Source organism: Novipirellula herctigrandis (assembly GCA_007859835.1).
GTDB lineage: Bacteria > Planctomycetota > Planctomycetia > Pirellulales > Pirellulaceae > Novipirellula_A > Novipirellula_A herctigrandis.
This window is the reverse complement of sequence record SJPJ01000001.1, coordinates 3,981,752-3,995,263: the sequence shown is the minus strand read 5'-3', so window position 1 is coordinate 3,995,263 and position 13,512 is coordinate 3,981,752. Positions and strand designations below refer to the sequence as shown.

Annotated in this window: 13 protein-coding genes; 4 read left to right on the top strand and 9 right to left on the bottom strand. The window is 51.9% G+C overall.

Annotated elements, in window-relative coordinates; all coding sequences use genetic code 11:
• Positions 1–17: 17 nt before the first annotated feature.
• On the bottom strand, positions 18–290 hold the full coding sequence (locus tag CA13_RS14840) for a hypothetical protein (protein WP_146397883.1): 273 nt from the start codon (positions 288–290) through the stop codon (positions 18–20).
• A gap of 133 nt (positions 291–423) precedes the next feature.
• The gene (locus CA13_RS14835) at positions 424–909 is read right to left on the bottom strand and encodes a DUF6960 family protein (protein ID WP_146397881.1); all 486 of its coding nucleotides are present in this window, start codon (positions 907–909) and stop codon (positions 424–426) included.
• A gap of 258 nt (positions 910–1,167) precedes the next feature.
• Between CA13_RS14835 and CA13_RS35220 the strand changes: the two genes are divergently transcribed.
• The 3 genes from CA13_RS35220 (at position 1,168) to secD (ending at position 5,151) form a co-directional block, all read left to right on the top strand.
• Complete coding sequence (locus tag CA13_RS35220; protein WP_419194377.1) at positions 1,168–1,308, top strand: hypothetical protein; 141 nt, start codon at positions 1,168–1,170, stop codon at positions 1,306–1,308.
• 144 nt (positions 1,309–1,452) lie between these two features.
• The gene (gene yajC, locus CA13_RS35215) at positions 1,453–1,890 is read left to right on the top strand and encodes a preprotein translocase subunit YajC (protein ID WP_419194376.1); all 438 of its coding nucleotides are present in this window, start codon (positions 1,453–1,455) and stop codon (positions 1,888–1,890) included.
• A 126-nt stretch (positions 1,891–2,016) separates the two neighbouring features.
• Positions 2,017–5,151: a protein translocase subunit SecD gene (gene secD / locus CA13_RS14825; protein WP_146403666.1), complete on the top strand. Its 3,135-nt coding sequence runs from the start codon at positions 2,017–2,019 to the stop codon at positions 5,149–5,151.
• Between the two features lie 143 nt (positions 5,152–5,294).
• Here secD and CA13_RS14820 read toward each other — a convergent pair whose 3' ends face one another.
• From CA13_RS14820 to CA13_RS14805, 4 genes are read right to left on the bottom strand one after another with little or no spacing between them, the layout of a single operon-like run.
• Positions 5,295–5,555: a DUF4404 family protein gene (locus CA13_RS14820; protein WP_146397879.1), complete on the bottom strand. Its 261-nt coding sequence runs from the start codon at positions 5,553–5,555 to the stop codon at positions 5,295–5,297.
• Between the two features lie 50 nt (positions 5,556–5,605).
• On the bottom strand, positions 5,606–6,736 hold the full coding sequence (locus CA13_RS14815) for a Gfo/Idh/MocA family protein (RefSeq protein ID WP_146397877.1): 1,131 nt from the start codon (positions 6,734–6,736) through the stop codon (positions 5,606–5,608).
• 35 nt (positions 6,737–6,771) lie between these two features.
• Positions 6,772–7,803 (bottom strand): sugar phosphate isomerase/epimerase family protein, encoded by a 1,032-nt coding sequence (locus CA13_RS14810; protein WP_419194375.1) that lies wholly within the window; start codon positions 7,801–7,803, stop codon positions 6,772–6,774.
• Between the two features lie 25 nt (positions 7,804–7,828).
• Positions 7,829–9,079, bottom strand: coding sequence for a cupin domain-containing protein (locus CA13_RS14805; RefSeq protein ID WP_146397875.1), 1,251 nt, complete (start codon positions 9,077–9,079; stop codon positions 7,829–7,831).
• Positions 9,080–9,353: 274 nt separating this feature from the next.
• On the opposite strand from CA13_RS14805, the gene CA13_RS14800 reads away from it, so the two are divergent.
• A complete protein-coding gene (locus tag CA13_RS14800) occupies positions 9,354–10,529 on the top strand; it encodes an aldose 1-epimerase family protein (RefSeq protein WP_146397873.1) in 1,176 nt (391 codons plus the stop codon).
• A gap of 29 nt (positions 10,530–10,558) precedes the next feature.
• Here CA13_RS14800 and CA13_RS14795 read toward each other — a convergent pair whose 3' ends face one another.
• From CA13_RS14795 to CA13_RS14785, 3 genes are all read right to left on the bottom strand, one after another.
• Entirely contained in the window at positions 10,559–11,188 is a 630-nt protein-coding gene (locus CA13_RS14795) for a DUF3299 domain-containing protein (RefSeq protein WP_146397871.1), read from the bottom strand.
• 122 nt (positions 11,189–11,310) lie between these two features.
• Complete coding sequence (locus CA13_RS14790) at positions 11,311–11,988, bottom strand: DUF3299 domain-containing protein (RefSeq protein WP_146397869.1); 678 nt, start codon at positions 11,986–11,988, stop codon at positions 11,311–11,313.
• A gap of 37 nt (positions 11,989–12,025) precedes the next feature.
• Positions 12,026–13,471, bottom strand: a complete 1,446-nt coding sequence (locus CA13_RS14785; RefSeq protein ID WP_419194374.1) for a hypothetical protein — start codon at positions 13,469–13,471, stop codon at positions 12,026–12,028.
• Between the last annotated feature and the right edge of the window lie 41 nt (positions 13,472–13,512).

Sequence of the window (13,512 nt, the reverse complement as noted above, 5' to 3'; positions counted from 1 at the left end):
TCGGAGCAACGCTGCTATTAAGAATCGATTGCCATGTCGGTGCGCCAACCAGGTGCATACTTTCGCGAGAACAGCAATTGAATTCGCTCGGCTCGGTCGGGGCGTTCACTTAACAGAAGTCGAATCGCGTCGTCGATTTTGTCGCGTCGGATCCTGAGGTCTTCATCGAGTGGTGGGCCGTCTTCTAATGCCCGGTCGACGCGATCGAGTGCTGCACCGATTTCAAGGATCTTTGCGCGTACACTCAAAAAGGATTCGTCGAGAACGGTGCTGGCATGTCGCTGGTTCATAAGAAAGCACTCAAAATTGAATCGGATGCGATGAAGGTGGGACGTGGGCGATGGTCGCCAAATGCAGGAAACTACTTTTGGATTTTGGCGCCCATCGCAAATACAGACTAATTATATCTTGCCATGGAAATGCTTACATCCCGAACCCTTTGATTCGTTCGCCGCGATCAAGTGCTTTCGGCGTGGGATGGGGAATCTCACTAGGGCGAACGTGGCTTTTGTCCGTCAACAATTTCATGCTGTTGGCGGTGAACAGATTCGGAACGACGATTTCGCCGCGACGAAGCCGATACAAAATACAACCTTTTCGCCGAACGTAATACATCCCATAGACCTCCGCGACGAAAAGGTCTCGTTCCATTGCAACGCCGATCGTTTCAACCGTGTCTCCGACATCAATGCCATCCGGTTGGACTTTTAGCCACATGCAGGGCTTCATCCGAAACTGCGTACTGCCATAGCGGTAAAGGTAATAGGTGCCGTCGAACGAATCGCGACGGAATACTCTTTCGCTTGGAATACGTCGTGAAACGATCTTCAAATCTTCAGGATGAATAAAATCATGGCCGTTCTCGGGCCACCGAGGAAAGCATCCGTAATCAGGCAACTGAGGACGCACGTCGAGTCTCCTAAGCTTGAAGTGGAAGCGTTCTCTTTAAAGATCGCTTGTCTTTTGATCCTTCGAACCAAACCATCGTGAATCGCAATACAATATATACCGCCCGCCACGCGGCCTCTTGGCAGCGCGGTCTTGTTGCCAGTGGATTCGTGGGAAATGCGGGTTCTTAGGAGATGCGGGATGTTGGGCAGATCGGGGGGGATGGACAGTCGGGTTCCCCCCGAATGAACTAGGTGTGGTCTGGAGAGGCGATCTCAAATGGCGACTCCTGCTGCGGTGGATTGGGCGACGGAGCTAGGCGGCAATCCCAGCATCCACGGCCAGGGTGGCCGTGGGGCCGCCCTTAAGGGCATTGATGGCGGTCCCAGCAGCGGTTTTCCTCGTAATAAACGACGATAACCCCCTTGAACCCACGATGCTGGGCTTGTGACCTTTTTTTCGCTTCCATATCATGCCCCATTCGCTGCTGCGTTTTGAAGCGGGCCCGGTCGATCAAAAGCTCGACCTGTCGATCAAAAGGCCGAACTGGAAGGCTATGAATTCTTGATTCTCGAAATATTCTCTCGGATCGTTGTCCCCATTGATGTACTGGGGTTCATTGTGACCAACGTGTTGGCCCAAGACGCCGCTGCGCCTGAGCCGACGTTTGTGGAAAAGCTATTCAGCAATCCGCTGCTTCCGATCATTGTGATCATCTTTTTCTTCTACACGATGTTGTTGGCACCGGAAAAACGCCGTAAAGCGGAAGAAGCCAAGCTGCTTAGCTCGCTGAAGAAAAATGACCGAATTGTCACTGTTGGCGGGATCCACGGGACTGTGGTTTCGGTATCGCCCGATAGCGACGTGGTGACGATCCGCTGTGACGAAGGTGGCAACACTCGACTGAAAATTAACCGTTCGGCGGTCACCACGATCGTCAATCCGAACAAAGAAAGTAAGGAATCTGGCCGCAAGGATGCGGATTCCTCCACGAAGACCTAATATACCCCTCCAGACAAAACGCAGAAACGAACGATGGACTGCTTCAATATTTCTCAAAGTCTCTTTGGCTTGGCACCTTTGGGCGAATCGTCGCCCGCATCGGTGGCCAGTTCGCTTGGTAATGCTATGAATTCGATGCTCTTTTTCGCACAAACTCAAGAGGTGGCATCGAGTGTCACTCAAGGCATTTCGTGGGAACAATACGGTGCAATGGCGATCGCCTTTGCCGTGTTGATTCTGCCGTTTGTCGTCGGCGGATTTTTGGCCAAGACCCTTAAAATGCCCAATTATAGCACTCGTTTCGGTGCGATTTTGTTGGCAATTACCGCTTCTGCGGTCGTCTTGGCGGCTCGCCGACCCGGTTTAGGCGTCGACCTTCGTGGTGGAACGATTTTGGTCTACGAAATTGACCAAAGCAAAATTGAAGCCGAACGGGGTGGCCAACAAAAGATCATTTCCGAAGACTTGATCGAACCGCTGTCTCGCCGAATTAACCCGAGTGGTACCCAAGAAATCGTGATTCGCCCCTACGGCGAAAGTCAGATTGAAATCATCGTTCCCGAAGTCGACCAACGCGAAGTTGACCGAATCAAGGAAGTCATCGATACAGCGGGGATTTTGCGTTTTGCGATTCTGGCCAACCGGGCTGACCATCAGCGGAAAATTGACCTCGCTGTTGAACAATCCGAATCGCAATCGCAAGCCGAACGAACTCGGCAATATGTCAAAGATGTCGACGGAGAAACGGTTGGCATTTGGGCTCGTGTGGACCAGGAAGAAAACGCCGTCAACGGAGTTCGTCCATTACGAGTCAACGTCGGCGATGCGATCGTCCGAAACCCTCGAACCGGACAATTGATCGATTTGCCGATGGATGTTCGTGGCGACAACGGCGAATTCAAAATCGTCGGCTGGCTCGCCCAGCAAGGGCTGAAGAGCATCGAAACATTGATGATCATCGACCCGCTGTTGGATATCAAAGGGGAAGACCTTGCATTTGCGTCGAGCACATTCGACCAAAACGGTTCGCCTGCAGTCGCATTTAATTTGACGGACGCGGGGTCAGGCAAGTTTTTTGCACTGACGACAAACAATGCACCGATCGGAACGCGTCAACGTCAGCTTGGGATTATCTTGGACGATGCGTTGCTTTCCGCTCCGAACATCCTTCAACCAATTCGTAAAGAAGGCCGCATTACTGGTAACTTCACTCGCGAGGAAGTCGACCAATTGGTGCAAATTCTCAAAGCCGGTCAATTGCCTGCAGCATTGACTCCACAGCCGATTGCGGAAAACCAAATCGACGCAACGCTTGGTGCCGATACGATCCACAAGGGCGTGTTCGCAATCGGAACGTCGCTCCTAATCGTGTTGATATTCATCTTGTTCTACTACCGATTTGCAGGCGTGGTCGCTTGTATCGCATTGGTACTAAACTTGGCGATGATTTTGGGCACAATGGTTCTGATTAACCAACCACTGACTCTGCCAGGTTTGGCCGGTTTGGTTCTGACCGTTGGTATGTCGGTTGACGCGAACGTACTGATTTTTGAACGCATTCGTGAAGAGTTGAAAAAGGGGGCCGCAGCCCGCATGGCGATTCGCAACGGTTTCGCCAAGGCGACCGTCACGATTGTCGATGCGAACTTGACAACATTGATTACCGCGATCGTGTTGTACGCGATCGGGACGGACCAAATTCGTGGATTCGCGGTGACTTTGATTCTTGGTATCGTCTACTCGATGTTTACAGCGATCTTCATGTCGCGAACCTTCTTTGACCTTGCGGAACGTCATGGCTTCTTGACGCTGAGTATGTCCGACGGAGTCAACGCGCTTCGGTCGATGGTTTCGAGTAAGGAAACTCTTGATTTTATGAGTAAGGGCAAAATCGCCTTGGCGATTTCAGGCACTTTGATGGCCATCGGAATTGCGTCGATTTATGCTCGCGGCGAAAGCATGTTCGATATCGACTTTGCCGGTGGTTCTTCGGTCCAATTTCGATTGGACAAACCGACCGAGACCGATACCGTTCGGGAAATTGTTAAAACAACGATGATTGGCGAAGACGGTAAGCCCGTTCAATACACCGTCAACGGCGTCAGCATGGACGAGATCCCTGACAACACGGTCTATAAGGTGGATTCTTCTTTCCCCACTGTTGAATTGTTGAAAACGGCGGTTGCAGAAGCGTTCAAAGCGGAGGACTCGGTCCACTTGGTGACTTACAAGATTGACATCACTCCTGCCGACGTGAATGAGTCATCGAGTATGCGGCATCGACGTCGATCGGTGGCCGATGACAATGGTGTCATGTTGGCCGTGATGTATCCTCAAGCATTGCCCGAAGCAACCACCGATAACGAAACCGTTCCTGGAACGCTCATCTTCAGCACCGCAATGGTCGAACTCGGAATCGAAGGCCAGGATTCGGGGGCGAACGTCAATGCACCTACACTCACCGAAGCGTTGGTGAAAGCGGCTGACGCCACGGGCGCGTCGCTCAATGCCCGGTCGGTTGAATTGACTCCCTATGGCGAAGGTGTCGAAGATTGGAATCCAGAGTCCTCACTTGGGTTTAGCAAATGGAAAGTTCGCATACCGCTTGAGCACGAACAGGCTGACAAAATTATGGCAGAGGTCAAAAAGACGCTCGGCAGCGATCCGGTGTGGATCAGTAGCAGTAGCGTTGGTGGTCAAGTCGCCGGTGACATGATCGGGCGTGCGTTCGGTGCTTTGTTCGCTAGCTTGCTTTGCATCATCGGGTACATTTGGTTCCGCTTCCAACGCGTTATGTATGGTCTTGCTGCGGTTGCAGCTTTGGTTCATGACGTGGTGATCACGCTCGGTGCCATTGCAGTGAGTTATTGGTGTGCCGACGCGTTAGGCTTCCTGTTGATTGACCCTTTCAAAATCAGCCTAACGGTGGTGGCGGCACTATTGACGATCATCGGTTACTCGCTAAACGATACGATCGTGGTGTTTGACCGGATTCGCGAAACCAAGGGTAAGGCACCTAAATTAACCAGCGAAATGGTTAACAGCAGTATCAATCAAACGCTAAGCCGAACCTTACTGACGTCGTTGACCACGTTGTTGGTTGTAGTGCTGCTCTACGCTTTTGGTGGCGAGGGGATCCACGCGTTTGCGTTCTCGTTGGTGGTAGGTGTGATGGTTGGTACCTACAGTTCGATCTTTGTCGCCAGCCCCATTCTGCTTTGGCTGATTCAACGAAACGAACAACCAAAGACCGCCTCTTAGAAAAATCGGGCATCGCTTAGTAAGAATAACGGATTGCCAAAGTCGAATGACTTTGGATCCGTTTCGGCAGCGTGACTCGTTCCACTATTGCGATCCGCTCGCGAGCGAGATCGGCTGCTAAAAAAGTAAGCTTTGACGAGGAGTCAAATCCCCATTTGTTGGAGCATGTCCGCGATGCGTCCGAGCGTGTTGGTAAGCACCGGATGTGACTCTTCAAAACTGCGAGCCGAATCGGTCACCTGTTTACTTAGCGTTGTGGGCCCATCGGCTTGCTCGTCGATCACGGACTGAATTTCTTTCATCGTCGCCCGAAGCCGCTCGACATCGGATGTGTCGAGGTTCTCTGCCTCTTCCAACTCTTGATGGACTATGTGCAGTGCCTTGATCAAATCATCTTTTGGCATCAAATGGTTTCCTGTTGATGAGACGGGTTTACGAAAGCGACGCGGAATGCCTAAACATTCTTCCAGACTCGTTCGTTGGCACTCGATAATATGGCATCGCAAACCTTTTGAGTTTCCAGTGCGTCGCGGAAACTGGGGTGAAACGCTTCGCCTGTTTCGAGTGATTTCAGAAAGTCAGCGACTTGGTGGATGAACGTATGCTCGTAGCCAATGTTCAATCCTGGTACCCACCAATTGCCCATATAGGGCATGTCGCCGTCACTGATATGAACACTTCGCCAACCACGAACGATTGAATCATCGCGATGGTCAAAATACTCAAGTCGATGCAGGTCGTGTAAATCCCAGCGGATCGATGCATTCTCGCCATTGATTTCGAATGTGTAAAGCGCCTTGTGGCCACGCGCGTATCGAGTGGATTCGAACAGTCCAAGCGATCCGTTGTCGAAGTGGCAGAAGCAACTGCATGCGTCATCGATTTTGACGGGTTTCTTCTCGCCCGTGTCGGCGTGGACGCGTTCTTTCACGAAGGTTTCCGTCATCGCGGAAACATCCTTGATGCCACCGTTGAGCCAAATCGCGGTATCGATACAGTGGGCCAACAAGTCGCCCGTCACACCACTGCCAGCGGCCTCGGCATCGAGTCGCCATGTCGCCGCGCCACCTTGAGGCACGTCGGCGTTGATCGTCCAATCTTGCAGAAAGTTCGCTCGGTAATGAAAGATCTTGCCTAGCCGTCCTTCGTCGATTAATTGCTTCGCCAGTGTCACCGCAGGTACGCGTCGATAGTTGTACCAAACCATGTTCTTTACGCCCGCTTTTTCAACCGCTTGGCACATTGCTTCGCCTTCGGTTTGATTCAGGGCCAGCGGCTTTTCGCACAAAACCATCTTGCCAGCCTCGGCGGCGGCAATCGCAATCTCTTTGTGCAAGTTGTTCGGCGTGCAGATATCGACTGCGTCGATGTCGTCTCGCTTGAGCATCTCTCGCCAATCGGTTTCGACCGAGTCATAACCCCACACGCTAGCGAATTGTTCGGCCTTTTCTTTGTTGCGAGCACAAACCGCTTTCAATACCGGCTTGTATTCAGATTCGAAAAAGTGGGGTGCTTGGCAGTAACCATTGGAATGGGTTCGTCCCATAAACCCATATCCAACCATTCCAATATTGAGCGGTTTCATTGTTAGTGGTTTCCTTCGTGTTGAGCAAGTTGAGATTAGGTGGCGTGGTTGCCGTCTTGGATGTGGGAATCACGCACGTCGATCATGGTTTTGAGGATCGTGTTCCAGGTATTCGGATTTTCGAGCGTCGCATTGGGGAACATGCATCCGTCCCAGCAAATGTGCTTAATTCCACGTGTTTCGGCGTCCTTGAGCCAATGTTCCGAGCATTTTACAATGTCTAATTTCCCGTTTGGATCATCTGCGGGGCAATGCTTTCCGGTCTTGTCATGTGCTCCAGCACCGTGGACTTCGCCGTCATTTTGCGCAACATGGAAATCAATCGTCCAGGGACGAAGTTTGTCGGTCATGGTTGCGTAGGCGGCATAAAATTCATCCTCGCTATAGCCTGCGTGAAGCAAAGCGTGCTCGGGGGCGTTGTAGCCCATGAGGTACAAATAGGTGTGAGCTAAATCGGCTTGAAACCCAAGTGTTTCGGGCATGTCGACCGCATCTAAAAGGTCAAGCATGTCTTTCCAACTATGCATGCCGGCCCAACAAATTTCTCCTTCGGCGGCGAGCCGTTCGCCATGATCGGCTGCGATTTTTGCAGCTTCTTTAAACGTCGCTGCGATCTTTTTTGTGTTCGTCTTGGGGTCTTTTCTCCATTCATCCACGCCAAATTCGGCGCTGTCAATTCGGATGACACCATAGTTTCGAACGCCATGTTCATTGAAGATGCCTGCGATTCGGCAAGCGACTTTCACCGCCGCTAAAAACAACTCTCGCTGCTCGGCATTGCCCATCGCAGAATCGCCCACGGTTCCAGGCCAAATCGGAGCTACAAGCGAACCGACGGCAAGGCCCCGATCGGCGATACTGTCGGCAATTTTGCGAAGTTCGTCATCGCTTGCGTTGGGATCGGTATGCGGCAGGAACAGGAAATAATCGATGCCGTCAAACCTTTGCCCGTCGACTTCCGCAGCAGCGGTTAAATCGAGCATCTTTTCCAAGCTGATCGGCGGTTCTTGTCCTTCATCGGTACCCTTGCCGACCAAACCAGGCCACATTGCGTTATGTAGTTTCATCGAGAGATTTCCTTATTCGAAACGGTTAATTGCCAGCTTTGGGCAAGTTGTCGTGAGTGGCTGGTCCAAAGTATCGTAGGCCAACCAAAGGTTCAGTTCCAAGGTTTTCGATTTCGACACCACCGGTTGCAGCGACATGAGAGATGAATACTTCATCGGTTGTGTTTTCACCAAAGCGAATCATTGCAGGTGTTTGCAGGTCAAGTGATCCGATTCGGCCACGTCCTTGAACCGTGATCCAACTGCTCGCACCAGGGTCTTGAAGCGTACATTTCGCACCTGGTTGGATGGTTAATTCTTTGGCACTGAAAAGCTGCTCACCATCGACGGTTCCGTAGACAATCCAGAGGTCCTCGTATCCATCACCGCTGCGCGTTTCATCGCGGATCGGTTCGAGGTAGTTGCTTTGTTTGAAATGGGTATCGACGTTCTTTTCCCAATCGAGTTGGCCGATGATGAAGTCGAGGTCTTGATGCTTGTCCTCGGGCATGTCTTTGACCAGAAGTGACCAAGGAACATAGCGTCCTTCGACGATCGATTGATACATCCCGAACACGTCGCTACCCCACTGAGGTTCGTACGTGCAAAGCGAGCCGGGGGCATGTAATACGCCTGGTGGGATCAACCATCCGGTGCCCCGTTTGAGTCGGTAAGCTCGGCTAAGATCGAGCATCCCATTGTCGCCTTCGTTCCAATTTTCCAAACATCGGCGAGCCTGTTCCTTGGTCGTTCCCGGTTCGAGCCCCATGAACGTGTAGGCAAAGTTATTGTCAACATTGTTGAGTTGCGGCGGGAAATAGTAGCTCTCCGGCTTCCCTTCTTGGCCGACGAGTGCCGCGTCATCAAAAGTTTGGTGCATGTGATGGGGAATGGGCCCCATGTTATCAAAGAATTTTGAGTAGACTGGCCAGCGATTGTATTTTGAAAAAGTCGCTTCGCCGACCAAGTCGTTGCCTCGTTCATCCACCGCGTCGCGAAGCAGAAACTTCTTGCCTTCGAACAAGCAGAAACTCAGACCTTCGTGCCAAACGCGGCCTTCATTAGCGGCTTCGGTGGTACTGCCGAACCACCGTTCGTCGATCCCCCCGCGGTCAGCACCGAAACGATAATAGTCCGATGGATGCAACTTGATACGTCGCCCTGGATGAAGAAAAGACCGAGGGACCCAAGTTGGGGTCAATCGTAACAAGCCACCGTTTGAGTCGAACGCCGAATCCAAAATTCCCTTGACGCTGTCGCCTCTAATTAGACCACTGTCCAACTTCACGCTACTCATGATTCGATGTACCCTTTGTTCTTGCAGATATAGGACGTGGCCAGGCTGACACGCTGAAGTTCGTTTTTTCGGGTTGTGCGTCAGGTGGGAAGACGTCTGGTGAGATGAAAATTACTGCGTTTAATGGTCGTCGCAGCAACTATGTTGTATTTGCTACGGCACCGCGCGGCAACAGTGCCGGGGACGAATTGCAGAAAAGACGGGTCCTTTGTCAGGACGCGAAACTCACGATCTTCGTGGTTGAAAAACGAAAGTGAACAAGGAATCAAGATACATGACCGAAACAACGACGCATCGAAGTTGGAATCGACGCGAAGCGGAAATCAAGTGGGATGATAAATCGCCGCTGACGATATCCGTGGAAACTCGCGAAGGAGTTATCGAAACACGCCATGGTCGATTCGTGGGGGGCGCTGCGGACGGTGTCGAAGTCGTCGAGTTGGATACCGGGGTAATGCGAGTGATGGTATTGCCGACGCGTGGTATGGCGATTTGGAAATTGGAATCCGAAGGCGTCCGATTCGGTTGGGATTCCCCCATTTCGGGCCCCGTTCATCCATCCTTGGTTCCCACTTTCGAACCGAGCGGATTGGGTTGGCTTGAAGGATTCGACGAACTTGTCGTGCGATGTGGATTGGAAAGCAACGGTGCTCCAGAGCACAATGAGCAGGGCCAATTGGTCTACCCGCTACATGGACGGATTGGCAACTTGGCCGCAGATTCGTTGTCGATTGAATATGATGAAGCGTCGGGGCGACTGGAATTGATCGGCGAAGTGATCGAGGCTCGATTGTTTTTCAAGCGATTGAGGTTAAAGAGCCGATTGCGGGTTCATGCGGGTAGCCACCGTGTCTACGTGATGGATGATGTCACTAACGAATTGTCGACACCATCGACGATGCAATTGCTTTACCACATCAATATCGGTTTGCCTGTACTGGAAAATGGTGCCGTATTGGAAGCTCCGATAGAGGAACTTGCACCGAAGAACGATCTGTCGGCAGGCGAGATCGGAAGCTGGAATCAATTTGGTGAACCGGAGGTTGGGTACCAGGAACGAGTCTATTTTGCCAAGCTCTGTCACGACGATTCGAATGAGACGACCACGATGATACGGTCGAAGGATCGTGCGAGAGGCATGGCGGTCACGTACAACGTTAGCAAGTTGCCGCATTTCATTCTATGGAAGAATACGGCTGCAGAAAGTGATGGCTATGTGATCGGGATGGAGCCCGCGACGAACTTTCCCAATCGGCGTTCGTTCGAATCGGAACAGGATCGCGTTGTCACGATCGAGCCAGGGGAAACAGCCTCGTTTCGGCTCTCCCTGTTGCCGCTGATCAACGAAAAAGCGGTTGAAAAAACAAGCCAACGAATCAAGGAATTATCCGAGCATGCTTCAGTGGTCATCCACGAACAACCACGACAAGGATGGACCGAAGGTTTGTAGGGTTATCCGAGTTCCCTGAACGTCGGTCCTCACCGGACTGATTCGCCCGCGATTTTGAAGATGGAAAAATGGCTTGCGCCACCCGGGCCGATACCGCCTGGGTATTTGTATTTTTCGGTGTCAATCTTGAACTTGCCTTCGACGGTAACGGGCCTCGTGACAAAGTCCGTCGTTTTGCCGGGAACCATTTCAATGATGACACAATCAAACAGGGCCGCCCCGGGACCAAAGCAGCATTCTTGGTTGTCTCGCACAAGCACGAACTGCTCGATGTCAGTCTCTTTAAACAACGTGCTCGGCAGAATGTAACCGCGCAGTTTGACTTTCATCCCGTTTAGCTTTTTGACGTCTTTGGTCAACAGCGACTTTTCAAACACCGCATTCTTTTCGATGTCGAATTTCAAATCGTCGAACGTGATGTCGCCTTTCGCAAGTGATGCTTCACTGCTCTTGCGGACTTCAACCGGTTTGCGAGTTTCCACTTGCTCACTGGTTCCGGTTTGAGTTCGTGATTCGGGCGGGGCTGCTATCAAGGAACTAGATATCGATGCCGTTAGTAGCAATCCAGCGAGCAGCCCAGTGAAGGAAAACCCAGTGAAGAGATGCCTACCGACATCAACACAAGTCTTTGTCGATTGAAGCGGTTGACGTAGAGTCATGCGGTTCCGTTTGACGCGTGGATAGGGTGTGAACTTGATCGAGTTGCCCTTTTGTTCCGAAATGTTATTCCGAAAAAGTGCGTCTCAATCAGTCGTTCCGCAGAGCGAAAAATGGCGTTCGCTTACTTCACGAAGTTTGCTTTTAACCGATAATAGACGATGTTGTCAAAATCAGTCTTTTTCTGTGGAATCCGGTTCAATATAAATTTGCCTGCCAATTTACGTTTCATCATACTTCCTTCGGCACTCTTGCCTCCCGTTAAGGTAACTTCGATCATGTCGCTACTCTTGGGCTGGCCGCCGAAACAGCATGTGCCAAGATCGGGAACGAGAATGAATTGACGCAGTAGCCCGCTGCCGGACGACGGATGGATATAACCTTTGATGAAAATGTTCTCTCCATCGATGTCGGCTGCGAAAGCGGTCGGCATATCAGGCCCATTTTCGGGTTGCTGGAGTTCGTAGAACGGAATCCTTGTGTAGCCGTCGGGGACTTCGGTCAAGTAAATGTAGGTGTGCAGACAAAGTCCGCCAACTAACAGTAATGCGTTGGCGGCCATGCCGAACGTCGCCAAGCCTCGACCACTGTATTCTTCGGGATAGTTCCGGATTGCCCGCACTCCCACGATTGCCGCTCCGAGGCCGACTACTGCGAGGAACAGCATGGGGGCAAAGGTCGGAATGAGACCAGGAAGGGCGAGGACGAAAAAAAAGAGCGACGCAATCGCCGCACGACTGACCGCTCGATACGGAAATTCTACCGCATCCGCCGCTGTCGACATCTGTAGTTCCGCAGACATTTCTTTCTTGGTGACCTAATGCAACGAGGATTGTCGGCTACAGGCGGTCGGTTTCCGGCCCGCCTGACAAAAGCAAGAATTGTCCAATCATGATCGTGGACAGTGCTAAGGAAACTACGTAAACCAACCGCCAAGGGTTCGCTGCCTCGACCGCAGGGGATGAGGAGGCCAGCGGACTAGCAATGAAGGGTTCGGCGGATGCCGTGGGGCCACCCACGCTCGGCTTGCGATTGGAGTCGAAATCCGTCGCAGCCGCGATTTTTGCCTCGTTTTTCTGCTTGATCGACGAGCTCGAACTGCCCGTGTCTTGCGCAGGTACGGGAATCGAAAAGAACGAATTCGCCCGTTTCACGCTATCTGGATCCACTTTTTTGAGCTCCTCTAGGGCCATTTTGGCCTCGAGAAGCGGACATGCTCGTAAGTAGTTGACCACGGGAACTCGGACCCAGTTGTTATCGGGATCCGCTTTGAGGAACAATTCCTTCATCCTCTCAACCTGGCTCCAGTCGGCCCAACGTGCCAGATCAGGAATCACCAAATCGGCCAAGTCCCGTCGGTCCAGTACATGATGGAGCGATTCGACCAAGGCGCTTCGTGGGATCACATCCCCTTCGGTCCCATGAAACCGAATTGCCATGATTGCCGCATAGGTATCGGCATAGGAGGCCTTTTTGTTATTCAGAAAGAGCTCGTTCACGACCGGCAGCCCTTCTTCACCAGCCAGCGTCAAATAGCATCCAACCAAGGCATCCAATCCACTGCGCGAGCTCTTTTGTGAACTCCGTAGCATTTGCTCGAGAATGGGTAAGTCAGAATGGTCACCAACGACACCTAGCATCGTCAAATACAACCGTTTGCGGTCGACGCTGCATTCAGGATCGGTCAGCCACTCCATCAATTTGGCATGATCGATCGCTGGTTTTAGTTCTTTCAGTGACGCATAGGGAGCGATCGCAAACTCGTCGTAGGCGTCTCGCGAAAGCATTGTTTCTTCATCTTGAAGATAGTCGTAGTAAAAACGCAATCGTTCTGATTCGGAATCGGGTAGTGAAGTCAGCTTGGCGACGTACGCTTCGGCCCGTTCACTCAGCGGAAGGCACGACCATTGCATTTCCTCGGGGTCGACACCGGAAAGCATGAATCTCCGCCCCGGTAGGACATCACCATAGTAGATGGCGTTAACCTCCTGCCCTTTTTTGACAAACTCCCCTCCTTTGAGGACCTGCTCGATTCGCATGCGGACTTCGCCGGTATCGGGGTCCCGCGCCGCGTCACCCGCGACCGAAGTTGCGATCACGACCGCGTCCATGACCGACATTTCCTGTCTCAGCGTCTGGCCTACCGCACTACAAAACGGGCAGGCGACGGCGTGGCTTTGGAAAAAAAACACCGTAAATGTTGCGGTGAGGACTGTAAAAATGAGCAGCACGCTTCCGAAGAACTGGCGAATCGACATGCGTTGAACCAACAAAATAGGGGACATTTGGGGTGAAAGCGCGGATTCCTCCGCAATCTCGACTTATG

What these genes read in the sequence shown, in the direction of transcription:
- CA13_RS14805 (WP_146397875.1), bottom strand. Translation starts at nt 9,079, where the DNA reads ATGAGTAGCGTGAAGTTGGACAGTGGTCTAATTAGAGGCGACAGCGTC.
- CA13_RS35220 (WP_419194377.1), top strand. Translation starts at nt 1,168, where the DNA reads ATGGCGACTCCTGCTGCGGTGGATTGGGCGACGGAGCTAGGCGGCAAT.
- CA13_RS14795 (WP_146397871.1), bottom strand. Translation starts at nt 11,188, where the DNA reads ATGACTCTACGTCAACCGCTTCAATCGACAAAGACTTGTGTTGATGTC.
- CA13_RS14840 (WP_146397883.1), bottom strand. Translation starts at nt 290, where the DNA reads ATGAACCAGCGACATGCCAGCACCGTTCTCGACGAATCCTTTTTGAGT.
- CA13_RS14810 (WP_419194375.1), bottom strand. Translation starts at nt 7,803, where the DNA reads ATGAAACTACATAACGCAATGTGGCCTGGTTTGGTCGGCAAGGGTACC.
- CA13_RS14800 (WP_146397873.1), top strand. Translation starts at nt 9,354, where the DNA reads ATGACCGAAACAACGACGCATCGAAGTTGGAATCGACGCGAAGCGGAA.
- CA13_RS14820 (WP_146397879.1), bottom strand. Translation starts at nt 5,555, where the DNA reads ATGCCAAAAGATGATTTGATCAAGGCACTGCACATAGTCCATCAAGAG.
- CA13_RS14785 (WP_419194374.1), bottom strand. Translation starts at nt 13,471, where the DNA reads ATGTCCCCTATTTTGTTGGTTCAACGCATGTCGATTCGCCAGTTCTTC.
- CA13_RS14790 (WP_146397869.1), bottom strand. Translation starts at nt 11,988, where the DNA reads ATGTCTGCGGAACTACAGATGTCGACAGCGGCGGATGCGGTAGAATTT.
- CA13_RS14815 (WP_146397877.1), bottom strand. Translation starts at nt 6,736, where the DNA reads ATGAAACCGCTCAATATTGGAATGGTTGGATATGGGTTTATGGGACGA.
- secD (WP_146403666.1), top strand. Translation starts at nt 2,017, where the DNA reads ATGAATTCGATGCTCTTTTTCGCACAAACTCAAGAGGTGGCATCGAGT.